This is a genomic window from Ramlibacter alkalitolerans (genome assembly GCF_016722765.1).
GTDB classification, from domain to species: Bacteria; Pseudomonadota; Gammaproteobacteria; order Burkholderiales; family Burkholderiaceae_C; genus Ramlibacter; species Ramlibacter alkalitolerans.
In genome coordinates this window covers 62,678-85,118 of record NZ_JAEQND010000004.1, presented here as the reverse complement: position 1 = coordinate 85,118, position 22,441 = coordinate 62,678, and the positions used below count along the sequence as shown (strand labels likewise).

General features: G+C 68.6%; 18 protein-coding genes. 10 read left to right on the top strand and 8 right to left on the bottom strand.

Annotated elements, in window-relative coordinates; translation table 11 throughout:
- Positions 1-100: 100 nt before the first annotated feature.
- The gene (gene pobA / locus JI746_RS07840; protein ID WP_201688265.1) at positions 101-1,276 is read right to left on the bottom strand and encodes a 4-hydroxybenzoate 3-monooxygenase; all 1,176 of its coding nucleotides are present in this window, start codon (positions 1,274-1,276) and stop codon (positions 101-103) included.
- 114 nt (positions 1,277-1,390) lie between these two features.
- Between pobA and JI746_RS07835 the strand changes: the two genes are divergently transcribed.
- The 6 genes from JI746_RS07835 (at position 1,391) to JI746_RS07810 (ending at position 6,871) form a co-directional block, all read left to right on the top strand.
- The gene (locus JI746_RS07835) at positions 1,391-2,146 is read left to right on the top strand and encodes an IclR family transcriptional regulator domain-containing protein (protein ID WP_201688264.1); all 756 of its coding nucleotides are present in this window, start codon (positions 1,391-1,393) and stop codon (positions 2,144-2,146) included.
- A 228-nt stretch (positions 2,147-2,374) separates the two neighbouring features.
- Positions 2,375-3,376, top strand: a complete 1,002-nt coding sequence (locus JI746_RS07830; RefSeq protein ID WP_201688263.1) for a sulfate ABC transporter substrate-binding protein — start codon at positions 2,375-2,377, stop codon at positions 3,374-3,376.
- Positions 3,377-3,386: 10 nt separating this feature from the next.
- Entirely contained in the window at positions 3,387-4,271 is an 885-nt protein-coding gene (gene cysT, locus JI746_RS07825; protein WP_201688262.1) for a sulfate ABC transporter permease subunit CysT, read from the top strand.
- 1 nt (position 4,272) lies between these two features.
- The gene (gene cysW, locus JI746_RS07820; protein ID WP_201688261.1) at positions 4,273-5,199 is read left to right on the top strand and encodes a sulfate ABC transporter permease subunit CysW; all 927 of its coding nucleotides are present in this window, start codon (positions 4,273-4,275) and stop codon (positions 5,197-5,199) included.
- Complete coding sequence (locus tag JI746_RS07815; RefSeq protein ID WP_201688260.1) at positions 5,196-6,296, top strand: sulfate/molybdate ABC transporter ATP-binding protein; 1,101 nt, start codon at positions 5,196-5,198, stop codon at positions 6,294-6,296. Before cysW ends, JI746_RS07815 begins: the two co-directional genes overlap by 4 nt.
- Before the next feature lie 26 nt (positions 6,297-6,322).
- Entirely contained in the window at positions 6,323-6,871 is a 549-nt protein-coding gene (locus JI746_RS07810) for a disulfide bond formation protein B (RefSeq protein ID WP_201688259.1), read from the top strand.
- Positions 6,872-6,989: 118 nt separating this feature from the next.
- On the opposite strand, the gene JI746_RS07805 is transcribed toward JI746_RS07810, so the two are convergent.
- Complete coding sequence (locus JI746_RS07805) at positions 6,990-8,339, bottom strand: erythromycin esterase family protein (RefSeq protein WP_201688258.1); 1,350 nt, start codon at positions 8,337-8,339, stop codon at positions 6,990-6,992.
- A gap of 87 nt (positions 8,340-8,426) precedes the next feature.
- Entirely contained in the window at positions 8,427-9,776 is a 1,350-nt protein-coding gene (argA, locus tag JI746_RS07800; RefSeq protein ID WP_201688257.1) for an amino-acid N-acetyltransferase, read from the bottom strand.
- Positions 9,777-9,870: 94 nt separating this feature from the next.
- On the opposite strand from argA, the gene JI746_RS07795 reads away from it, so the two are divergent.
- From JI746_RS07795 to JI746_RS07785, 3 genes are all read left to right on the top strand, one after another.
- Positions 9,871-11,115 (top strand): diguanylate cyclase domain-containing protein, encoded by a 1,245-nt coding sequence (locus tag JI746_RS07795; RefSeq protein ID WP_201688256.1) that lies wholly within the window; start codon positions 9,871-9,873, stop codon positions 11,113-11,115.
- Between the two features lie 262 nt (positions 11,116-11,377).
- The gene (hrpA, locus tag JI746_RS07790; protein WP_236599693.1) at positions 11,378-15,238 is read left to right on the top strand and encodes an ATP-dependent RNA helicase HrpA; all 3,861 of its coding nucleotides are present in this window, start codon (positions 11,378-11,380) and stop codon (positions 15,236-15,238) included.
- 95 nt (positions 15,239-15,333) lie between these two features.
- Entirely contained in the window at positions 15,334-16,038 is a 705-nt protein-coding gene (locus JI746_RS07785) for a Rieske (2Fe-2S) protein (RefSeq protein WP_201688254.1), read from the top strand.
- A gap of 101 nt (positions 16,039-16,139) precedes the next feature.
- Here JI746_RS07785 and JI746_RS07780 read toward each other — a convergent pair whose 3' ends face one another.
- From JI746_RS07780 to lptF, 5 genes are read right to left on the bottom strand one after another with little or no spacing between them, the layout of a single operon-like run.
- Positions 16,140-17,303, bottom strand: coding sequence for a pyridoxal phosphate-dependent aminotransferase (locus tag JI746_RS07780; protein WP_201688253.1), 1,164 nt, complete (start codon positions 17,301-17,303; stop codon positions 16,140-16,142).
- Between the two features lie 20 nt (positions 17,304-17,323).
- Entirely contained in the window at positions 17,324-18,271 is a 948-nt protein-coding gene (locus JI746_RS07775) for a CysB family HTH-type transcriptional regulator (protein WP_201688252.1), read from the bottom strand.
- A 43-nt stretch (positions 18,272-18,314) separates the two neighbouring features.
- Positions 18,315-18,674, bottom strand: coding sequence for a sirohydrochlorin chelatase (locus JI746_RS07770; RefSeq protein WP_201688251.1), 360 nt, complete (start codon positions 18,672-18,674; stop codon positions 18,315-18,317).
- A 3-nt stretch (positions 18,675-18,677) separates the two neighbouring features.
- Complete coding sequence (gene lptG / locus JI746_RS07765; RefSeq protein WP_201688250.1) at positions 18,678-19,775, bottom strand: LPS export ABC transporter permease LptG; 1,098 nt, start codon at positions 19,773-19,775, stop codon at positions 18,678-18,680.
- A complete protein-coding gene (gene lptF / locus JI746_RS07760; protein WP_201688249.1) occupies positions 19,772-20,872 on the bottom strand; it encodes an LPS export ABC transporter permease LptF in 1,101 nt (366 codons plus the stop codon). The genes lptG and lptF overlap by 4 nt, the downstream gene beginning before the upstream one ends.
- Before the next feature lie 41 nt (positions 20,873-20,913).
- On the opposite strand from lptF, the gene JI746_RS07755 reads away from it, so the two are divergent.
- Positions 20,914-22,440, top strand: coding sequence for a leucyl aminopeptidase (locus tag JI746_RS07755; RefSeq protein WP_201688248.1), 1,527 nt, complete (start codon positions 20,914-20,916; stop codon positions 22,438-22,440).
- Position 22,441: the final 1 nt, after the last annotated feature.

The window sequence follows — 22,441 nt, the reverse complement described above, 5'->3', positions numbered from 1 at the left end:
AGAAAAGCCAAAGCCGCAGAAGGATGCATGAAGAAATCCTTTGCGGCTTTTGCGTGTCGTTCGCGGCTTTTGCGTTGAAGCTGCTCGCGCAGCCCCGTTGCTATAACGGCAGCCCCACGTAGTTCTCCGCCAGTGCCGTGGACGCCGCCTTCGAGTTCACCAGGTAGTCGAGTTCCGCTTCCTGCAGCTTCTGCGCGATCGGGCCCTCGTTCGGGAACTTGTGCATCAGCGAGGTGAACCACCACGAAAAGCGCTCGGCTTTCCACACGCGGCGCAGCGCGCGTTCCGAGTAGTGGTCGATCCCCGCGTCGCTGCGCTCGCGGTAATGTTCGATCAGCCCGCTGGCCAGGTACTTCACGTCCGAGGCGGCGAGGTTGAGGCCCTTGGCGCCGGTGGGCGGAACGATGTGCGCCGCGTCGCCGGCCAGGAACAGCGTGCCGAAGCGCAGCGGCTCGGCCACGAAGCTGCGCAGCGGCGCGATGCTCTTTTCCAGCGAAGGACCGGTCACCAGCCGCTCGCGCGCTTCCGGGTCCAGGCGCAGGCGCAGCTCGTTCCAGAAGGCCTCGTCGGACCAGTTTTCCACCTTCTCCTCCAGCGGCACCTGCACGTAGTAGCGGCTTCGGGTCGCGCTGCGCATCGAACACAGCGCGAACCCGCGTTCCGTGTTGGCGTAGATCAGCTCGTGGAACACCGGCGGCACGTCGGCCAGCAGGCCCAGCCAGCCGAAGGGATAGACCTTCTCGTATTCGCGGATCGCGCCCTTGGGCACGCTCGCCCGGCTGACGCCGTGGTAGCCGTCGCAGCCCGCGATGAAGTCGCACTGGATCTCGTGTTCCTGGCCGTCCTTGCGATAGCGCACCACCGGCGCGTTGCCGTCGAAGCCATGCAGGCTGACGCTGTCGCCCGTTTCGTAGACCGTCGGCAGGCCCGCCGCCGCGCGGGCGGCCATCAGGTCGCGCGTCACCTCGGTCTGGCCGTAGACCATCACCGCGTCGCCGCCGGTCAGGCTGCGCAGGTCGATGCGGTGGCGCTCGCCCTTGAACAGCAGCTCGATGCCCTCGTGCACCAGGCCTTCGTGGTGCATGCGCTGGCCCACGCCGCATTCGTCCATGAGGTCGACGGCGACCTGCTCCAGCACGCCGGCGCGGATGCGCCCCAGCACGTAGTCGCCGCTCTGCCGCTCGAGGATGACGTTGGAAATGCCGGCCTTGTGCAGCAGCTGGCCGAGCAGAAGGCCGGCCGGGCCGGCGCCGATGATCGCTACCTGGGTTCGCATGGGGCTTGTCTCCTGTCAGCGCAGCGTAAGCGCTGCGCAGCGCGCCGAACAGGGGGCGTCTTCAAGCTGTGTGCGATGATGGCGCCGCTTGCGCGATGATCGCGCACTCGCTCGATGACGATCGCCCACGCCGACTACATCGCCGGCATGGCCAAGGGACTGGCCGTGCTGGAAAGCTTCGACACGCAGCGCCAGCGGCTGAACGCGACGCTGGCCGCCGAACGCGCGGGGCTCACGCGCGCGGCCGCGCGGCGCCACCTGCTCACGCTGGCCCACCTCGGCTACCTGGAAACGGACGGCAGCTGGTTCTGGCTGGCGCCCAAGGTGCTGCGCCTGTCCGGCAGCTACCTCGCCTCGGCCCGGCTGCCGCGGGCGGTGCAGCCGACGCTGAATCGCCTGGCGGGCGCCACGGGCGAATCGTTTTCCGCCGTGGTGCTCGATGGCGACCACGTCGTGATCGTCGCGCGCAGCGGCTCGGCGCTGCAGGCCTACGGGCTGCACCTGGGGGCGCGCCTGCCAGCCCACGCGACCTCCACCGGCCGGGTGCTGCTGGCCGCCAAGAGCCGCGCGGACTTCAGCGCCTGGCTCAAGGGCCGCGAGCTGGCCCGGCTGACCGGCCACACGACGATCGACGCGCGGGCCTTTCGCGCCCTGATCGAGCAGGTGCGGCAGCAGGACTTCTGCGTGGCGAGCGAGGAGCACGAGCTGGGCGTGCATGCAGTGGCCGTGCCGCTGCGGAACATGGATGGCCGCACGGTCGCCGCGCTGAACGTGGTGGCGACGCGCGAGCGGGCGGAGACCAGGGCCTTGCAGCGGGAGTTGCTGCCGGCGGTGCTGGAGGCCGCGCGCGAATTGCGCCCGCTCCTGTAGGCTGGCGGTGAGCCGCGCAGCGCGAACCCCAGCGATTGTGGTGTCACGGGCGGCTCGCGGCGGGCAATTTCCAGCCCTCTGCGCGTCCGTTAGACCTGCAGGATAATAAACAAACAACGAGATATTCGTTGCGGCTTTAAGGAGCCGTCCCCACAATTCCGGGCATGCCCTGGAAAAGGGCACCCGCAGTTCAAAGGATCAGGGGCCGCAAGGCCCCCATTTCATCGCATGACGCTCTCCAAGATCAAGATCATCCTGGCCTCCGTGGCGCTGGCCGCCAGCGGCCTGGCCTCCGCGCAGCAGCAGACCCTGCTGAACGTCTCCTACGACGTCGCCCGCGAGTTCTACAAGGACATCAACGCCGCCTTCGTGCCCTGGTACAAGAAGACCGCCGGCAAGGACGTGAAGATCGAGCAGTCGCACGCCGGCTCCAGCGCCCAGGCGCGCGCCGTCGCCGACGGCCTCGACGCCGACGTGGTGACCATGAACACCACCACGGACGTCGAATTCCTGGCCGACAAGGGCGTGGTCGCCAAGGACTGGGCCAAGCGCTTCCCGCACAACGCGGCGCCGACCTCGTCCACCATGCTGTTCCTGGTGCGCAACGGCAACCCGAAAGGGATCAAGGACTGGGACGACCTGGTCAAGCCGGGCGTGCAGGTCGTGGTGGTGAACCCCAAGACCGGCGGCAACGGCCGCTACGCCTACCTGGCCGCCTGGGGCTCCGTGCGCAAGAAGGGCGGCACCGACGCCCAGGCGGCGGACTTCGTCTCGAAGTTGTACAAGAACGTGCCGGTGCTGGCACGCGGCGGCCGCGACGCGACCACCGCCTTCCTGCAACGCAATATCGGCGACGTGCTGATCACCTTCGAATCCGAAGTCGAATCGGTCAACCGCGAATTCGGCGCCGGCAAGGTCGACGTGGTGTACCCCTCCGTCAGCATCCGGGCCGACAACCCGGTGGCCGTGGTGGAACGCACGGTGGCCAAGAAGGGCACCGCGGACCTCGCCAAGGCCTACCTGAACTTCCTCTACACGCCGGAAGGCCAGGAAATCGCGGCCAGGCATTACATCCGCCCGAGCGACCCGGCAGTGCTGAAGAAGTACGCCAGCACCTTCAAGCCGATCACCATCTTCCCGGTGGAGGAGCTGTTCGGCTCCCTGTCGCAGGCGCAGAAGGTCCACTTCAACGACGGCGGCCAGTTCGACAAGCTGTACACCGCGAAATAACAACTCCGACATGAGTGGCGCACTCGCGGCGCCGCTGCCGGGCACGGCAGCGGCGCCTTCTTCGTCCCGCGGCGGTGCAAGGAAGGTGCTCCCGGGCTTCCGGCTGACCCTGGGCTACACGCTCTTCTACCTGTGCCTGATCGTGCTGATCCCGCTGTCGGCGCTGGTGCTGCGCACCTTCGCGCTGACGTGGGACCAGTTCTGGGCCGCCATCAGCTCGCCGCGGGTGCTGGCCGCCTACCGGCTCACGTTCGGCGCCTCCTTCCTCGCGGCGCTGGTCAACGTGGTGTTCGGCCTGCTCGTGGCCTGGGTGCTGGTGCGCTACACCTTCCCGGGCAAGCGCATCGTCGACGCGCTGGTGGACCTGCCGTTCGCGCTGCCCACGGCCGTGGCCGGCATCTCGCTCACGGCGCTGCTCGCCGGCAACGGCTGGATAGGGCAGTACCTCGAGCCGCTCGGGATCAAGCTCGCCTTCAACCCCAACGGCGTGGTGATCGCGCTGATCTTCATCGGCCTGCCCTTCGTGGTGCGCACGGTGCAGCCGGTGCTGGAGGAGTCCGAGAAGGAACTGGAAGAGGCCGCGATGTGCCTGGGCGCGACGCGCCTGCAGACCTTCACGAAGGTGATCCTGCCGTCGATGGCGCCGGCGCTGATCACCGGCTTCGCCATGGCCTTCGCCCGCGCGATCGGCGAATACGGCTCGGTGATCTTCATCGCCGGCAACATGCCCATGGTCTCCGAGATCGTGCCGCTGATCATCATCGGCAAGCTCGAACAATACGACTACGGCGGGGCGACCGCAGTGGCCGCGGTGATGCTGTTCTTCTCCTTCGTGCTGCTGCTGGTGATCAACGCCCTGCAGGGATGGCAGCGGCGCCGCGCGGGAGGCAGGTGAGATGGCCACCGACCTGACCCGCAAGCGCGTCACGACGACCGAAGCGCCCTGGGTGCGGCGCACCCTGATCGCGATCGCGCTCGTGTTCCTGCTGCTGTTCCTGCTGCTGCCGCTGGCAGCGGTCTTCACCGAGGCCTTGCGCAAGGGGCTGGGCGCCTACCTGGAGGCGCTCAAGGAGCCGGACGCCTGGTCGGCGATCCGCCTGACGCTGATCACCGCCGCCATCTCCGTGCCGCTGAACCTCGTGTTCGGCGTCGCTGCGGCCTGGGCCATCGCCAAGTACGAATTCCGCGGCAAGGCCTTCCTGACCACGCTGGTGGACCTGCCGTTCTCGGTCTCGCCGGTGGTGGCCGGGCTGATCTACGTGCTGGTGTTCGGCGCGCAGGGCTGGTTCGGGCCCTGGCTGGCCGCGCACGACATCAAGATCGTGTTCGCGGTGCCGGGCATCGTGCTGGCCACCATCTTCGTCACCTTCCCCTTCATCGCCCGCGAGCTGATCCCCCTGATGCAGGCGCAGGGCAACGACGAGGAGCAGGCCGCGATCGTGCTGGGCGCGAGCGGCTGGCAGACCTTCTGGTACGTGACGCTGCCCAACATCAAGTGGGGCGTGATCTACGGCGTGATCCTGTGCAATGCGCGGGCGATGGGCGAGTTCGGCGCGGTCTCCGTGGTCTCGGGCCACATCCGCGGCCAGACCAACACCATGCCGCTGCACGTGGAGATCCTCTACAACGAATACCAGTCGGTGGCGGCTTTCGCCGTGGCTTCGCTGCTGGCCCTGCTGGCCGTGGTGACGCTGGTGGTGAAGTCGCTGGCCGAGTGGAAGCAGGAACGCGACATGAAGGCGGCCTCCGAGATGCCGCCCGAGCGTCCCTCACCCCAACCCTCTCCCCGGAGCGGAGAGGGAGCAACCCCCCAAGCCCTATGAGCATCGAGATCCGCAACGTCAGCAAGAACTTCGGCGACTTCCGGGCGCTGAAGGACGTGTCGCTGAACATCGCATCCGGCGAGCTGGTGGCGCTGCTCGGTCCCTCCGGCTGCGGCAAGACCACGCTGCTGCGCATCATCGCCGGCCTGGAGACGGCCGACACCGGCAGCATCCTGTTCGCCGGCGAGGATACGACCGACGTGCACGTGCGCGAGCGCCAGGTCGGCTTCGTGTTCCAGCACTACGCGCTGTTCCGGCACATGACCGTGTTCGAGAACGTGGCCTTCGGCCTGCGCGTCAAGCCGCGCGGCCAGCGCCCGGGCGATGCCCAGATCAAGCAGAAGGTGCACGAGCTGCTGAACCTGGTGCAGCTCGATTGGCTGGCCGACCGCTTCCCCTCGCAGCTGTCCGGCGGCCAGCGGCAGCGCATCGCGCTGGCCCGCGCCCTGGCGGTGGAACCCAAGGTGCTGCTGCTCGACGAGCCCTTCGGAGCCCTCGACGCCAAGGTGCGCAAGGAACTGCGCCGCTGGCTGCGCCGCCTGCACGACGACCTGCACGTCACCTCGATCTTCGTCACGCACGACCAGGAAGAGGCGCTCGAAGTGGCCGACCGGGTGGTGCTGATGAACGCCGGCAACATCGAGCAGGTCGGCTCGCCGCAGGAGGTCTGGGACCATCCGGCCAGCCCCTTCGTCTACGGCTTCCTGGGCGACGTGAACCTGTTCCAGGGCCGCGCCCACGAGGGCGAGGTGCACATCGAGGGCATGCAGTTCGCCTCGCCCGAGCATGCGCAGGCGCAGAACGCCCCCGCGTCGGCCTACGTGCGGCCGCACGACCTGGACGTGCAGCGCTACCTGCCCGGAGCGGCCGGCATCCCGGCCAAGCTGGCGCGCGCGATCGTCGTCGGCCCGATCGCCCGGCTGGAACTTCTACCGCTGGACGGCACCAAACCGGTGGACAATTCACAGTCCGACCCCATCATCGAGGCGCAGATTCCCGCCGAACAGTACCGGGAGATGGGGTTGAAGGAGGGCGAAACGCTGGTGGTGACGCCGCGCAAGGCCCGCGTGTTTCTGGAGAGCGGCGCGGGCATCTGAAGCCCCCCGCAGGAGGGGTGAGAAGAATGAGCGGCAAGCTGTTGAACTGGTTCGATACCGCCCCCCGGCGCGTCCTCGCGACGGTGGCGGTGGCCGGCATCGCCATGCTGTGCTTCGGGCTGTACCTGCAACTGGTGGTGGGGCTGGTGCCATGCCCCATGTGCATCGTGCAGCGCTATGCGCTGATCCTGGTGGTGCTCATTGCCGCCCTGGCGGCCGCGTTTCGGCCTCGCGGCGCGCAGCTCGCCGGCGCCGTCCTGATGCTGCTGGCGGCGGGCTTCGGGGCCTTCGTCGCCGCCCGCCAGAGCTGGCTGCAGTGGTACCCGCCCGAAGTCGCGTCCTGCGGCCGCGACTTCTACGGGATGATCGAGAACTTCCCGCTGCGCCGCGCGATCCCGATGATCTTCAAGGGCAGCGGCGACTGCACGAAGATCGACTGGACCTTCCTGGGCGGCTCGCTGGCGAACTGGTCGTTCGTGGCGTTCAGCGCGATCATCGTTGTGGCGCTCACGCTGGTGGTGCGGCAGCTTGGCCGCGGTGCGGGGGCCGAGCGGGGCCAAGCCATCGCGGCCTGAGATCAACGCTGGGGTTCGCGCTTCGCGGCTCACCGCCAGCCTACGAGTCGGAGCCCGTGTTGTGTAGGCTGGCGGTGACGCGCGAAGCGCCGGAACCCCAGCGTTAACCATCGCGACATCACAACCCCGACGGATACGTCTCCGCCGGCTCCCCGACATGCCACGCCGGCTCCGCCCCCAGCGGCTGCAGCGCATGCGTCCCGTCGATGTGGATCACCGCATCGAACTGTGCCGGCAGCTTCGTGTGGAAATAGTGGCTGACGCGCTCTGACTGCGGCAGGTAGATCACGCCGATCGCCCGCTCCAGCCGCCGCTCCTGCAGCAGTTCCGCAAGCGCCGCATTCCCGCGCAGGTCCAGCCAGAAGCGCTCCTCCCCGCACTGGTGGAACAGGTCCTCGAAGCTTCCCGGCAGGCCCGGCCGCACCCGCTTGCGCTCGGCCGGCCCGTCCCATTCCGAAGCGGCCGTCACGCTGCCGTGGTGCGTGCTGAAGCCCACCAGCACCGCATCTTCGCCCCAGCGGTCCCGCGCCAGCTGGCCCACGTTCCACTCGCCGATGTCGCCCATCTCGGTGGCGCTGGCGTCGCCCAGGTGCGAGTTGTGGGCCCAGACGATCATGCGCGCGCTGCCGGTCACCTCGCCCAGGTACTTCTCGAGCGCCTGCAGCGTCTCCACCATGTGGCTGTCGCGCAGGTTCCAGGACGACACGCGGCCGTGGAACATGGTCCGGTAGTACTCCTCCGCGTTGCGCACGAGCCGGGCATTCTGCTGGGCGTAGAAGGAGTGCGCGCGGTCCTCGCGCGAGCCCGCAAGCATCTCCCCGGCGCGCCGGTTCATCTCGCGCAGCTGCTGGATCACCTCGTCCTCGCAGGTGGACTTCATGCCGAAGCTGGCCGCGTAGCCGTAGGCCTGGCTGTCCTCGCCGTAGTGGTCGAAGCAGGCATAGCGGCTGCGGGCCCGCTGCGCTGCTTCGGGGTCGACGCGGTCCAGGTACTTCAGCACTTGCGCCATCGAGCTGTAGAGGCTGTACAGGTCCATGCCGTAGAAGCCGACCTGCTGCGAAGGCGGCCGGCTGGCGTTGTACGCGCGCAGCCACTCGACGAAGCCCGTCATCACGGTGTTGCGCCACATCCAGGTGGGGAAGCGCTCGAAGCCGGACAGCGCCGCCGCCGCATCCCGGTCGTCCGAGCGGCCGCGGATGTAGCTGTTGACGCGCCACGCGTCGGGCCAGTCGGCCTCCATCACCAGCGCATTGAAGCCGTGCTGCGTGATCAGCCGCTGGCTCAGCGCCACCCGTTCGGCATAGAAGTCCTGCGTGCCGTGCGAAGCCTCGCCCAGCAGCGCGAGGCGGGCGCGGGCCAGCCGCGCGATGAGCTCCGGGTCATCGGCGGCGGCACCGGGCAGGGCCCGCAGGTGGGGGCGCAAGCCCGCGAGCAGGGCGGTTTCGTCGCGCACGGAAGAACGGAACATGGGGCACTCCTCGATCTGCAGGGATCAAGGTAGAGCGCCCCGGGCCGCGCGTGTGTAGTCGCCAGGCGCAGCGCCTGTAGGAACTTCCTAGACGAGCTTCTTGACGAAGACCATGCTGCGCCGGTCCCAGTTGTACTTGCGCTTGCGCGCATCGGGCAGCCACTCGGGGTCGACCTGCACGAAGCCGCGCCGCAGGAACCAGTGCATGGTGCGCGTGGTCAGCACGAAGATGCTTTCCAGCCCCATCGCGCGGGCGCGCTGCTCGACGCGCCGCAGGATCTTGTCGCCGTCGCCCTGGCCCTGGCTCTGGGGCGAGACCGTCAGCGCCGCCATCTCGCCGGTGCGGGCCTCGGGGTAGGGATAGAGCGCGGCGCACGCGAAGATCACGCCGTCGTGCTCGATGATCGTGTAGTTGGCGATGTCGCGCTCGATCTCGGTGCGATCGCGCTTGACCAGCGTGCCGTCCTTCTCGAACGGTTCGATCAGCTGCAGGATCCCGCCCACGTCGTCCGCTGTCGCCTCGCGCAGCTCCTCCAGCTTCTCGTCCACCACCATGGTGCCGATGCCGTCGTGCACGTAGATCTCCAGCAGCAGCGAGCCGTCGACGGCGAAGGGGATGATGTGGCTGCGCTCCACGCCGGCCTCGCAGGCCTTCACGCAGTGCTGCAGGTAGAACGAGGTGTCGGTGGGCGCGTGCGCCGGGGGCAGGCCGGCGAGCAGTTGCTTGGCCGCCGCCAGCGGCAGCTCGGTGTCGATCGGGTTGTCCTCGCTTTCCGGCTCCAGCGGCTTCACGCGCACGCCGGGGATCTCGGTCAGGAAGATCAGCTTGTCGGCCTGCAGGGCGACCGCGACGCTGGTCGCGACCTCCTCCATGGTCAGGTTGAAGGCCTCGCCGGTGGGCGAGAAGCCGAAGGGCGACAGCAGCACCATCGCGCCGAGGTCGATCGTGCGCTTGATGCCGGCGACGTCCACCTTGCGCACCAGCCCGGAATGGCGAAAGTCGACGCCATCGAGGATGCCGACCGGCCGCGCCGTGATGAAGTTGCCCGAGATCACCCGCACCGTGGAGCCCGCCATGGGCGTGTTGGGCAGGCCCTGGCTGAAGGCCGCCTCGATCTCGTAGCGCAGCTGCCCCGCGGCTTCCTGCGCGCTATCGAGCGCGACTTCGTCGGTGATGCGCATGCCGTGCGAGTAGCGCGCCTCGTGGCCCTTGGCGCGCAGCTGCTCGTTGACCTGCGGCCGGAAGCCGTAGACCAGGACCACCCGCACGCCCATGCTCTGGATCAGCGCGAGGTCCTGCGCGATGTGCGGCAGCTTGCCCGCCGCGATGGCCTCGCCGGCCATGCCCACCACGAAGGTCTTGCCCCGGTGCATGTGGATGTACGGCGCCACGGAGCGGAACCAGGGAACGAAGGTGAAATTGAAGATGGCGGACATCGGCGCAACAGTTTAAGGGACGGCGCCCGCGCGGCCGGCCGAACCCGTGATCCCGCGGGGCAGCAACCCTGCGGCTTTCGGTTATCTTCCGCGCATGGACACGCTCGCCGCAGGCTTCTGGGGCGCCTTCTTCTGCACGGCCACGATGATGCTGATCATCTCGCTGGCGGCGTTCGTCCGTTCGCACCGGCGCGTGGCCCTGATGGCGGCGCTGACCTCCATCGCCTCGGCCGGCTTTGTGGTGGCCTACCTGGGCTGGCTGCCGATCGACGGCAAGCTGGAGGCGCGCGTGCTCGCGCACGTGGCCGTCGCCACCGCCGTCAGCCTCGGGCTGATGCTGACCTCCACGATGGGCATGCTGCGGCAGCGTGCCGTGGGATACCGCGTGGTCGGGGCGCTGGTCGGCGCCGGCGTGGCCGTGGTGGTGGCAGGCTGGGCGCTGGAGGCCGAGGAAGCCCTGGCGCTCAGCTCGATCACGGCCTTTGCCGTCGGCGCCGTGATGCTGGTGGTGGCCATGCGCGGGGCGCGCCGGGGCGACCGCGCCGGCTGGACCTTCGTCGCCGGCATCTTCTTCATGCTGGTCGCCATCGCGGGCCTGAGCTGGATCGCGCTGACGCGCACCCGGGCCTGGCCGGTCCATGCGATCAGCGCGGTGGCCGGCTGCGCCTACCTGAGCGTGGTGGCCTCCGTGCTGTGGGCACGCTACTCCTACCTGCTGGAGCTGGCCGAGGTGATGGCGCACGGCCCCAGCTACGACCCGGTCACGCGCATGCGCTCGCACAGCGAGACCGGGCAGATGGTGGGCGAGGTCTTCTTCCGCCGGAGTGCGGAGGTGCGGCCGATCGGAGTCCTGGCGATCTGCGTCGCCAACCTGTACGCGCTGGAGAACCTGCATGGCCGGGCGGCCTTCAACCACGCGCTGTTCGTCACGGCGGGGCGGCTGCGCCGCTGCGTGCCGCCCAACGTGGAGATGGGCCGCCTGAGCGAGGACGGCTTCCTGCTGGTGGTGCCGTACACCGCCGACGTCCAGCGCCTCGGCCTGCTGGCGCGCACCATCCGCGACCGCATCATGCGGCCGGTGACCCTGAGCACCAGCCGCGACCCCGCCGGCCTGGAGGCCGGCGACACCAGCTGGGTGGCCGAGGTGGGCATCGGGGTGCTCGGCACCAGCACGCACGTGCGGCCCTCGCAGGTGGTGGGCACCGCCCGCGCGATGGCCCGCACGGCCTGGAGCTATGCCGGCCGGCTGGCCTACTTCGACAAGGAGGCGGAGCAGATCGCCGAGCTCGTGCTGGACGAAGCGGCCGCGCCCGAGCCTCCGCAGGCCATGGCGGCCTGAGCGCGGGGCGCCGCAACGGCGATAATCGCGGCCTCGATTTCGTCATCCCGCGTTCATTTCCTCCGCGTGCACTTTGGCCATCCCCGCGTGCACTTTCGTCATCCCGGCGTGCATTTTCGTCATGCCCGCGTGCATTTTCGTCATCCCCGCGAAGGCGGGGATCCAGGGCACGCGCGCAGCGCGTGAAACGAGGACCCCTGGATTCCCGCCTGCGCGGGAATGACGCACGCACCCTTTGCGCCAAGCCGCCTTGCCGTCCGCCCTGAACATCACCTTTCCCGAGAACCTGCCGGTTTCCGCCCGGCGCGACGAGATCATGGCCGCCATGGCGGCGCACCAGGTGGTGATCGTCTGCGGCGAGACCGGCTCGGGCAAGACCACCCAGCTGCCCAAGATCGCGCTGGCCATGGGCCGCGGCCGCATCAACGCAGCCGAAGGCAAGGGCCGCCTGATCGGCCACACGCAGCCGCGCCGGATCGCCGCCTCCAGCGTCGCCAAGCGCATCGCCCAGGAACTGCAGACGCCGCTGGGCGAGGTGGTGGGCTACAAGGTCCGCTTCACCGACCGGCTGGCGCGCGACGCCTCGGTCAAGCTGATGACCGACGGCATCCTGCTGGCGGAGACGCAGTCGGACCCGCTGCTCAGGGCCTACGGCACCATCATCATCGACGAGGCGCACGAGCGCAGCCTCAACATCGACTTCCTCCTGGGCTACCTGCGGCAGTTGCTGCCGCGGCGGCCGGACCTGAAGGTGGTGGTGACCTCGGCGACCATCGATGCCGAGCGTTTCGCGCAGCACTTCGCGTCGAAGGACGGCCCGGCGCCGGTGATCTACGTGTCGGGCCGCACCTTCCCGGTGGAGCAGCGCTGGCATGCGTTCGAGGAATCGCGCGACTTCGACCTGAACGACGCCATCGCGCAGGGCGTCGACGAGCTGTGGCGCGGCAACGCACCCGGCGACATCCTGGTCTTCCTGCCCGGCGAGCGCGAGATCCGTGAGGCGGCGGACCACCTGCGCAAGCACCTCGCGCACGATGCGCTCACGCGCAACGCCGAAGTCCTGCCCCTGTTTGCCCGCCTGTCGCAGGCGGAGCAGGACCGGGTGTTCGACAACCACAGCGGCCGCCGCATCGTGCTGGCCACCAACGTGGCCGAGACCTCGCTCACGGTGCCCGGGATCCGCTACGTGATCGACACCGGCACCGCGCGCGTGAAGCGCTACAGCTTCCGCAGCAAGGTGGAGCAGCTGCTGGTGGAGCCCGTGAGCCAGGCGGCGGCGAACCAGCGCGCCGGCCGCTGCGGCCGGGTCGCCAACGGCATCTGCATCCGCCTGTACGACGAGCAGGACTTCGCCGGCCGCCCGCGCTTCACCGATCCGGAGATCCTGCGCTCCTCGCTGGCCGGCGTGATCCTGCGCATGAAGTCGCTGCGCCTGGGCAGCGTGGAGGACTTCCCCTTCATCGATCCGCCTTCGCGCCGGGCGATCGCCGACGGCTACGACCTGCTCAACGAGCTGGGTGCGGTGGACGACGAGAACGAGCTCACGCCGATGGGCGCGGAACTCGCGCGCCTGCCGCTCGACCCGCGCGTGGGCCGCATGATCCTGGAGGCGCGCCAGCGCGGCGCGCTGCAGGAAGTGCTGGTGATCGCCTCGGCGCTGTCGCTGCAGGACGTGCGCGACCGGCCGATGGAGATGCAGGCCCAGGCCGACCAGCAGCACGCGAAGTTCGACGACGAGAAGAGCGAGTTCTCCGGCTACCTGCGCCTGTGGCAATGGCTGGACGAATCGCGCGGCGGGCACGGCAAGGATCACAAGCTTTCCAACCGCCAGTACGAGCAGTTGCTGCGGCAGAACTTCGTCAACGTGCGCCGGGTGCGCGAATGGCGCGACGTCCACAGCCAGCTGCTGACGGTGATCACCGAGCAGAAGTGGCGCCTGAACGAGCAGCCCGCCAGCTACGAGCAGATCCACAAGGCGATGCTGTCCGGCCTGCTGGGCAACCTGGGCTACAAGCTGGAAGACGACGAGGCCTATCTCGGCGCCCGCGGCATCAAGTTCTACCGCCACCCGGGCGCGCACCTGAAGAAGCGCCCGGGCCGCTGGATCGTGGTGGCCGAACTGGTGGAGACCACGCGCCTGTTCGGTCGCGGCATCGCCAACATCGAGCCGCAGTGGGTGGAGGAGGTCGCCGGCCACCTGCTGAAGAAGCAGCTGCTCGATCCGCACTGGGAGAAGAAGGCGGCGGAGGTCGTGGCGCTGGAGCGCGCGACGCTGTACGGCCTGGTGATCTACAGCGGCCGGCGGGTGCCGTTCGCGCGCGCGGACCTGCACGGTGCGCGCGACATCTTCATCCGCGAAGGCCTGGTGGCGGGCGAATGGGAGACGCGGCTGCCCTTCCTGGCGGCCAACCAGAAGCAGATCCAGAAGGTCGAGGAGCTGGAACACAAGTCGCGGCGGCAGGACGTGCTGGTCGACGAGGAACTGATCTACGCCTTCTACGACCAGCAGGTTCCTAAGGACGTCTACAGCGGCGCGACCTTCGAGCGCTGGTACCGCGAGGCGAGCCGCGCCGATCCGGACCTGCTGAAGCTCTCGCGCGACGAGCTGATGCGGCACGAGGCGGCGGGCATCACCAGCAATGCCTTCCCGAAGACCGTCAAGCTGGGGGGCGTCGATTGCTCGGCGACCTACCTGCACGAACCCGGCGATGCGCGCGACGGCCTCACCGTGACCGTGCCGCTGTTCGTGTTGAACCAGGTCAGCGAGGAGCGCTCGGAGTGGCTCGTTCCCGGCATGCTGAAGGACAAGATCCAGGCGCTGCTGAAAAGCCTGCCGCAAAAGCCGCGCTCGCGTTTCGTGCCGCTGCCGGAATCGGCGACGCGGCTGGCGCAGGTGCTGTCCGATCCGATGCGCTTCGGCAGCGGCAGCCTCACCGATGCCCTGCTCAAGCAGGTCCGCGACGCGACCAGCCTGGACGTCAAGCGCACCGACTTCAAGCTGGACATGGTGCCGGCGCACCTGTTCATGAACATCCGCGTCGTCGACGAACACGGCCGCCAGCTCGGGATGGGGCGCAACCTCGGGGCGCTGAAGGCGGAGTGGGGGGCGAAGGCGCGCGGAGCCTTCCAGGCTCTCGCCGGCCTCAAGGTCTCCTCTTCTCCCTCCCCCTCCGGGGGGGGGCAGGGTGGGCGCGCTCCTTCGCCAGCGCGTGGCGGGGGGGAGCGCCCCCCTCCCGACCTCCCCCCGAAGGGGGGAGGAGGAACAGCCGACGGCGAAAAGCGCTACACCGCGTGGACCTTCGGCGAACTGCCCGAGCTGATGGAAGTGCGCAAGGGCGGCACCAGCCTGGTCGGCTTCCCGGCGCTGATCGACCGCAAGGACGCTGTCACCATCGAGGTCTTCGACGAGCCGGAAGTCGCCGCCGCGCGCCATCGCGCCGGCCTGCGGCGCCTGTTCGCGCTGCAGTTGCGCGACGCGCTGAAGTACGTCGAGAAGAACATCCCCGAGCTGCAGAAGATGGCGGTGGCCTTCATGCCGCTGGGCACGCAGGAGGAGCTGCGCGACCAGGTCATCGAGGTCGCGCTGGACCGCGCCTTCCTGCAGGATCCGCTGCCGGCGACGGCGGCGGACTTCCAGCGCCGGCTGGACGAAGGTCGTGGCCGCCTGACCCTGATCGCCAACGAGGTCGCGCGCCTGGGGGCGACCATCCTCATCGACTACGCGGCGGCCGTGCGCAAGATCAAGGACACGAAGATCCAGCCCGATGCCACCGCCGACGCTGCCCAGCAGCTGCAGCGGCTGGTGCCCAAGCGCTTCCTGGCGAGCACGCCGTGGATGCGCCTGCAGCACCTGCCGCGCTACCTGAAGGCCATCGTGCTGCGGCTGGACAAGCTGCGGGCCGACCCGGCGCGCGATGCGGCGCGCCTGGCCGAGCTGAAGCCGCTGGAGCAGCGCTACTGGCGGCTCGTGGCCGAGCGCAAGGGCACCACGGATGAGAGGACGGAAGACTACCGCTGGCTGCTGGAGGAGCTTCGCGTCAGCTTGTTCGCCCAGGAACTGCGCACGCCGCAGCCGGTGAGCGTGAAGCGGCTGCAGAAGGCCTGGGACCAGCTCGATGGCTGATTCGTCCCCCCGCGAAGCTGCGTAGGCGGTAAAACACCCGATGCGCGGCGCCGGTGCCGGGGGCTACCGTGGCGCCTGCCTGGGGGATACGAACAATGGACAGACGCAGCTTCCTGGAATCCTGTTCCGCGGGCGCCGCCTGCCTGTCGGCCGGCCTGACCTCGGCGGCCTGGGCCGCCAATGCGAAGCAGAAGGACTATGCCCCGGCCCTGCTCGTGAACGAACGCGGCGATCCGCTGCGGACCTCGGAGCTCAAGCCGCAGGCGAACTACGTCTTCCATTACCCCTTCGAGGCCACGCCGGTGTTCCTGCTGGACCTGGGCAAGCAGGTGCCCGCGCACTCGCTGAGCGTGCCGGAACGCGGGGCCTACAACTGGCCGGGTGGCGTCGGGCGCAACCGCAGCATCGTCGCCTTCTCGGCCATCTGCGCGCACCAGCTGGTGTATCCCACGAAGGACGTGAGCTTCATCAGCTTTCGCAAGACGCGGGCGCAGCGCGGCGTGCAGGACGGGCTGATCCACTGCTGCGCCGAGCACAGCCAGTACGACCCCGCCAAGGGCGCCGAGGTGCTCTCGGGGCCCGCGAAGCAACCGCTGTGCGCGGTGCTGCTCACGCACGACGCGGCCGCCGACACGCTGACGGCCTATGCCACCCTGGGGGCCGAACTCTTCGACGAGTTCTTCAAGAAATACGAGATGAAGCTCAGCTTCGAGGTCGGCCCGAAGGCACACAACGCCGTGCGCGGGCAGAGCGTGGTGAGCCCGCTGGAGAAGTTCTGCAGGAACCCGATCCAGTGCTGAAGGAGCTGGGGTTCGCGCGCTGCGCGGCTCACCGCCAGCCTACGATCCGCAGCCGCCGGTAGGCTGGCGGTGAGCCGCGAGCAGCGCGCGAACCCCAGCGGTCAAAGCTTCGCCAACCGCCCCAGCGCCGCCCGCAGCGTCTCGTCCTTCTTCGCGAAGCAGAACCGCACCACCCGCTGGTCGAAGCCGCCGCCGTAGAACGCCGACAGCGGGATCGCCGCCACGCCGATCTCGCTGGTGAGCCACTTGCAGAATTCGTCTTCCTTCAGGTCGCTGACCTTCGAGATGTCGACGCACTGGAAGTAGGTGCCCTCGCTGGGCAGCAGCTCGAAGCGCGTCTGCGCCAGCCCTTCGCGGAACAGGTCGCGCTTGCGCTGGTAGAAGGCGGGCAGCTGCAGGTAGGGTTCCGGCGAAGCCATGTAGCGGGCCAGGCCGAACTGCATGGGCGTGTTCACCGTGAAGACGTTGAACTGGTGCACCTTGCGGAACTCCGCCGAGAGCACCGCCGGCGCGGCCACGTAGCCGATCTTCCAGCCGGTGACGTGGTAGGTCTTGCCGAAGCTGGAGACGATGATGGAGCGCGCCGCCAGCCCCGGAAAGCGCGCCGCGCTCTGGTGCAGCTGGCCGTCGAACACCATGTGCTCGTAGACCTCGTCGCTGATCACGAAGATGTCGGTCGGCGCCAGCAGGTCCTGCAGCTGCAGCATCTCCTCGCGCGTCCACACCGTGCCGCTCGGGTTGTGCGGCGAATTGATCATGATCGCGCGGGTGCGCGGCGTGATCGCGGCGGCGATCTTGCCGAAATCCGGGCGGAAGCTGTGGGGCACCAGCGGCACGCGCACGACCTTGCCGCCGGCCAGCTCGATGTTGGGCACGTAGCTGTCGTAGCACGGCTCCAGCACGATCACTTCGTCGCCCGGCTTCACGATGGCCAGCACCGCCGTGATGATCGCCTGCGTGGCGCCAGCCGTGATCGTGATCTCGGCCGCCGGGTCGTACTTGCGCCCGTAGATCGCCTCGATCTTGGCCGAGACCGCCTCGCGCAGCGGCGTGATGCCCGTCATCGGCGGGTACTGGTTCAGGCCCTGGCGCATGGCTTCGGTGACCGCGTCGACCAGCTTCGGGTCGCATTCAAAGTCCGGAAAACCCTGGCCCAGGTTGACGGCGTTCTTCTCGGTGGCCAGCGCGGACATCACCGTGAAGATGGTGGTCCCCATGGTGGGGAACTTGGTGGCGATCGGGGGCGTTCTTTCGGTGTTCGACATGGGCAGGATTCGGGCGGGAGTCACATCTCGTAGTCGTTGCCGTGGCCGCTCATGGCCTTGGCGATGAGGTTGCGGTCCAGGCGGTCGGGAGAAAGCAGTTCGGCGAAGCGGTAGACGAAGTTGCGCAGGTAGGCGCCGCGCTTGAAGGCGACCCGGGCCAGATTCTGGCCGAAGAGCGTGCCCAGGGGCCGCGTGGCCAGGTCGTTGTTGCTGCCGTCCTCGCGCACCGCCATCTCGGCGACGATGCCGATGCCCAGGCCCAGGCGCACATAGGTCTTGATCACGTCGGAGTCGATCGCCTCCAGCGCGATGTGCGGCTGCAGTTTCTTCTGCGCGAAGGCGCTGTCGATGCGCGTGCGGCCGGTGAAGGACGGGTGGTAGGTCACCAGCGGCTCGCCCGCGATGTCCTCCAGCGTGATGCGCTCCTTCTTCGCCAGCGGATGCGCCTGCGGCAGCACCAGCACGTGCTGCCACTCGTAGCAGGGCAGGGTGATGAGGTCGGGGTAGTCGCCGAGCGACTCGGTCGCGATGCCGATCTCCGCCGTCTCCTCCATCACCATCTTCGCCACCTGGTCCGGCGAGCCCTGGTGCAGGCTGACGCTGACCTTGGGATAGAGCTCGCGCAGCTTGGCCACCGACAGCGGCAGCACGTAGCGCGCCTGCGTGTGCGTGGTGGCGATGGAGAGCGTGCCGCTGTCCTGGGCGCTGAACTGCTCGCCGATGCGCTTGAGGTTGCCGACCTCCCGCATGATCAGCTCGATGCTCTTGAGGACGTGCTGGCCCGGCTCCGTCACGCGCTTGAGCCGCTTGCCGTGGCGGGCGAAGATCTCGACGCCCAGCTCCTCCTCGAGCTCGATGATCGCCTTCGACACCCCGGGCTGCGAGGTGTGCAGCGCCTTGGCTGCTTCCGTCAGGTTGAGATTGCGCCGCACCGCTTCCTGCACGAAGCGAAACTGATGCAGGTTCATGCCGAATTTCTTCTAAGAAAGAAATTCATTATGCCGTGAGCCGCTACTCCAGGGCAATTTTGGCGATCAGGTCCAGCACGCGTCCATCTTCGCCGACCGCCTTCTGCAGGACGAAAGCGACATCGGGATGGGCTGCCTCCAGCTGGCGCACCAGCAGCGGCAGGTCCTCGCGCGCGTGGCGGCCGGTGCCGAGGAACATGGGAAGGATGGTGACCTGCCGCGCACCGCCCGCAACCAGGTCCGATGCCGCGGTGGCGAGGTCGGGTGCGTCCAGTTCGAGGTAGGCGCAGCGCACCGCGACTTCCGGGTGCTGCGCGCGCAGCCGGGCGGCAACGGTTTCCATCGGCAGCCGCCACAGCGGGTCGCGCGAGCCGTGGCCGAACAGGATCACCGCGCGCGCCATGGCCTACCTGCGCAGGACCAGCCAGCCGAAGGCGCCCAGCGAGAGCAGCGTGTAAAGCAGCCCGGGCGTGCCGGCGGCGATCCACGGGATCCAGTTCTGCAGGTTGCCGATGTACCCGAACAGGTTGTTCAGGAGGAAGAAGCTGATGCCGATCAGCACGCCGCCGAACACGTAGCTGGTGATCCCGCCGGAGCGGAAATGCAGGTAGGCGAAGGGCAGCGCCAGCACCACCATCACCAGGCAGCTGAGGGGATAGAAGACCTTGCGCCAGAACTCGATCTCGTAGCGCTGCGAGGTCTGCGAGTTCGCCTCCAGGTGCTGGATGTACTGGAACAGCGCGATGGTGCTCATGCGCTCGGGCTTGAGCAGCGCGACCGCCACCATCTCCTGCGTGATCTCCGTCGGCCAGCGCAGGGTGGGCAGCTTGCTGTGCTGCACCCGGGCGGAGTCGCCGTTGGTGAATTCCGTGCGGGTGACGTCGTTCAGCACCCAGGCGCCGTCGTCGGCGAAGCTGCCGCGCGCCGCCTGCGTGAGCGAGACCAGGTAGCCGCGGGTGTCGGCCTCGAAGATGCGGATGCCCAGGAGCTGGCCGTCGGGGGAGAGCGACTTCACGTTGACGTTGTACGAGAAGTAGCGCTGCCGCTCCTTGAGCCAGGCGCCGGTGGTGCCCACCGAAAGAGAGCCGTCCATGCGGGCCTTGAGCAGTTGGCCCGTGCGGTCGCTCAGGGGGCTCAGGTAATCGCCGGTGAGCACCGTCAGCAGGGTGAAGGCGAATCCGAGCAGCAACAGGGCGCGCAAGGCCCGCCACGGCCCCAGGCCGCTGGTGCGCAGGATCGTGTATTCCGAGCTCTGGGCGAAGCGCGCCATGACGAAGATGGTTCCGATCAGCACCGCGATCGGCAGCAGCTCGTACAGGTGGCTCGGCATGCGCAGGCCCACATAGAGCAGCGCCTGCGTCATGCGGTAAGGCTGGATGCCCTTGCCCAGGTTGGGCAGTTCGTCCACGAAGTCGAAGAAGAAGAACAGCGCCAGGAAGCCGAGGCTCACGAAAGCCACCGCCTGCACCACCTCGACGTAGATCAGCCGCCGGATCGTCTTCACTCGCCGCGACCCCGCAGGCGCCGCATGAGCGGGGCGACGCGCCAGTTGTTGTGCTGCTTGCCGAGCCACACCGCGGCGAGCAGGAAGGTGCCGCCGTGCAGCAGCAGCACGAAGGGCGCGAAGGGCACGCGGCCGGATGCGATCCAGCTCTGGCCGAGGTTCAGCAGGTTGTAGTACACGACGAAGGCGAACAGGGCGAACACCAGGTTGCCGCTGCGGCCCACGCGCGGATTGACGCTGGAGACGGTGACGGCGAGCAGGATGAAGTTGATCGCGGCCAGCGCGTTGCCCAGGCGCCAGGCCAGTTCGCCCTTGTTGCGCGGGTTGCGGTCCCGCAGCAGTTCCAGCGTGGAGCGCGCCTTGGCCGGGCTTTCGTCCATGCTGGTGAGCGTGGTGCCCTTGACGCGGCTGCCATGCACCTCGAATTCGCTGATGCGCAGACCCTCGCCCGAGAGCGAGTTCTCCAGCCGCTGGCCGTTGGACAGCAGCAGGAACTGGCTGTCGCCCACGGTTTCGACGTGGCCGCTGCGCGCGGACGTCACCGTCTCGCGGTCCTTCTCGCGGGTGGAGATGAAGATGTTGCGGCCGGACTTGTTGTCCGGCGTGTCCTTGTCCAGGAAGAACACGCGCTGGCCGCTGGCCGATTCCTGGAACTGGCCGGGTGCCACGCGTTCGAGGTCGCCGCGCTTGCCATAGCGCTCCTTCAGCTCCTGCGTCTGCAGGTTGGCCCAGGGCCACACCACGAGCGAGAGCAGCGCGATCACCGCCAGCACCGGCCAGGCGAAGCGGAACAGAGGGGTGATCAGCGAGGACAGTCCCCGCCCGGCGCTGAACCAGATCACCATCTCGCTGTCGCGGTACATGCGCGAGAGCGTGCCGACGATGGCGATGAACAGCGACAGCGTGAGGATGGTGGCGAGGTAGCCGAGCACGGTGTACCCCATCACCATCATCACTTCCTCGGGGTTCACACTGCCGCGGTTGGCGAGGCTGAGGGTGCGGATCAGCGTCATCGTGACGATGATGGTGACCAGCACGACGAGCGAGGCGCCGAAACTGCGGGCGAGTTCCTTGCGAACGGTTGAATGGAATAACATCGGCGGCTGCGGCGCGACAGGCGCGTGAACAACAAGGGATTATGGACTTCGAACTCAAGACCCTGGACGTCGCGGGTGCGGCTGCGGAAAAGTGCGACGTGCTGGTGGTGCTCGTGCCGGAGAACTTCCAGGCTGGCAAGGACCCCGTTTCCGCCCTCGTGTCTGCCGCCCTGGCCGCCAAGGATCTCGAACCCAAGGCCGGCAAGCTGCTGCAGGCCTACCGCGCGCAGGGCATCGCCGCGCCGCGCGTGATCCTCGCCGGCGCCGGCGATGGTTCGGGCAAGCGCCTGCAAAGCGCGGTGCAGGCCGCGGCCGCCTCCGTGAAGTCCTCGCCCGCAAAGCGCATGGTGATCCTCGTGCCGCCGGCCAGCGGCGCCGATGGCGTGCGTGCCGCGGTCTGCGGCACGGCCGAAAGCAGCTATGTGTACGTCACCACCAAGTCCAAGCCGGAAGCGCGCGAACTGAAGAAGGTGGTGATCGGCGTGGCCGATGCCGCAGCCGACCGCGAAGCCTTCGCGCGGGCGCGCGCCGCCGCCGCCGGCATCGAGTTCGCGCGCGAGCTCGGGAACCTGCCGCCCAACTACGCCACGCCGACGCGCCTGGGCGAAGAGGCGACGAAGCTCGCGGACGCGCATGGCTTCGGCGTCGAAGTGCTGGGCCCCAAGGAAGTCGCGCGCATCGGCATGGGTTCCTTCATGAGCGTGGCCAAGGGCTCGGCCGAACCGCTGCGCTTCATCATCCTGCGCCACGACGGCGGCCCCAAAGGGGAGGCGCCCGTCGTGCTGGTGGGCAAGGGCATCACCTTCGACACCGGCGGCATCTCGATCAAGCCGTCGGCCGAGATGGACGAGATGAAGTTCGACATGGGCGGTGCCGCCAGCGTGCTGGGCACCTTCCGCGCCCTGGCCGAACTCAAGCCGCGCCTGAACGTGATCGGCCTGATCCCGACCTGCGAGAACATGCCGGATGGCGCCTCGTACAAGCCGGGCGACATCCTCACCAGCCTCAGCGGCCAGACCATCGAGGTGCTCAACACCGATGCCGAGGGCCGGCTGATCCTGTGCGACGCGCTGACCTACGCCGAACGCTTCAAGCCGCGCGCGGTGATCGACATCGCGACGCTCACCGGCGCCTGCGTGGTGGCGCTCGGCGGCGTGCGCAGCGGCCTGTTCGCCAGCGACGAGGAACTCGCGCAGCAACTGCAGCAGGCCGGCGAGGCCGCGCTCGACCCGTGCTGGCGCCTGCCGCTGGACGACGAGTACGCCGAAGGCCTGAAGACCAACTTCGCCGACGTCGCCAACGTGGCGGGCCGCGCGGGCGGCGCCGTGGTGGCCGCCAAGTTCCTGCACCGCTTCGCCCAGAACTATCCCTGGGCCCACCTGGACATCGCAGGCACGGCGTGGAAGGGCGGCAGCAACAAGGGTTCCACCGGACGCCCGGTCGGGCTGCTGCTGGAATACCTGCTGGCGCAGGCGCCCGCGGGTGGCGGCGCCAGGCGCACCGCTGCGCCCAAGGCGGCCGCGCCGGCGCCCGCCAAGGGCCGACGCAAGGCACGGGCCAGCGCGTGAC

What these genes read in the sequence shown, in the direction of transcription:
- pobA (WP_201688265.1), bottom strand. Translation starts at nt 1,276, where the DNA reads ATGCGAACCCAGGTAGCGATCATCGGCGCCGGCCCGGCCGGCCTTCTG.
- JI746_RS07835 (WP_201688264.1), top strand. Translation starts at nt 1,391, where the DNA reads ATGACGATCGCCCACGCCGACTACATCGCCGGCATGGCCAAGGGACTG.
- JI746_RS07830 (WP_201688263.1), top strand. Translation starts at nt 2,375, where the DNA reads ATGACGCTCTCCAAGATCAAGATCATCCTGGCCTCCGTGGCGCTGGCC.
- cysT (WP_201688262.1), top strand. Translation starts at nt 3,387, where the DNA reads ATGAGTGGCGCACTCGCGGCGCCGCTGCCGGGCACGGCAGCGGCGCCT.
- cysW (WP_201688261.1), top strand. Translation starts at nt 4,273, where the DNA reads ATGGCCACCGACCTGACCCGCAAGCGCGTCACGACGACCGAAGCGCCC.
- JI746_RS07815 (WP_201688260.1), top strand. Translation starts at nt 5,196, where the DNA reads ATGAGCATCGAGATCCGCAACGTCAGCAAGAACTTCGGCGACTTCCGG.
- JI746_RS07810 (WP_201688259.1), top strand. Translation starts at nt 6,323, where the DNA reads ATGAGCGGCAAGCTGTTGAACTGGTTCGATACCGCCCCCCGGCGCGTC.
- JI746_RS07805 (WP_201688258.1), bottom strand. Translation starts at nt 8,339, where the DNA reads ATGTTCCGTTCTTCCGTGCGCGACGAAACCGCCCTGCTCGCGGGCTTG.
- argA (WP_201688257.1), bottom strand. Translation starts at nt 9,776, where the DNA reads ATGTCCGCCATCTTCAATTTCACCTTCGTTCCCTGGTTCCGCTCCGTG.
- JI746_RS07795 (WP_201688256.1), top strand. Translation starts at nt 9,871, where the DNA reads ATGGACACGCTCGCCGCAGGCTTCTGGGGCGCCTTCTTCTGCACGGCC.
- JI746_RS07785 (WP_201688254.1), top strand. Translation starts at nt 15,334, where the DNA reads ATGGACAGACGCAGCTTCCTGGAATCCTGTTCCGCGGGCGCCGCCTGC.
- JI746_RS07780 (WP_201688253.1), bottom strand. Translation starts at nt 17,303, where the DNA reads ATGTCGAACACCGAAAGAACGCCCCCGATCGCCACCAAGTTCCCCACC.
- JI746_RS07775 (WP_201688252.1), bottom strand. Translation starts at nt 18,271, where the DNA reads ATGAACCTGCATCAGTTTCGCTTCGTGCAGGAAGCGGTGCGGCGCAAT.
- JI746_RS07770 (WP_201688251.1), bottom strand. Translation starts at nt 18,674, where the DNA reads ATGGCGCGCGCGGTGATCCTGTTCGGCCACGGCTCGCGCGACCCGCTG.
- lptF (WP_201688249.1), bottom strand. Translation starts at nt 20,872, where the DNA reads ATGTTATTCCATTCAACCGTTCGCAAGGAACTCGCCCGCAGTTTCGGC.
- JI746_RS07755 (WP_201688248.1), top strand. Translation starts at nt 20,914, where the DNA reads ATGGACTTCGAACTCAAGACCCTGGACGTCGCGGGTGCGGCTGCGGAA.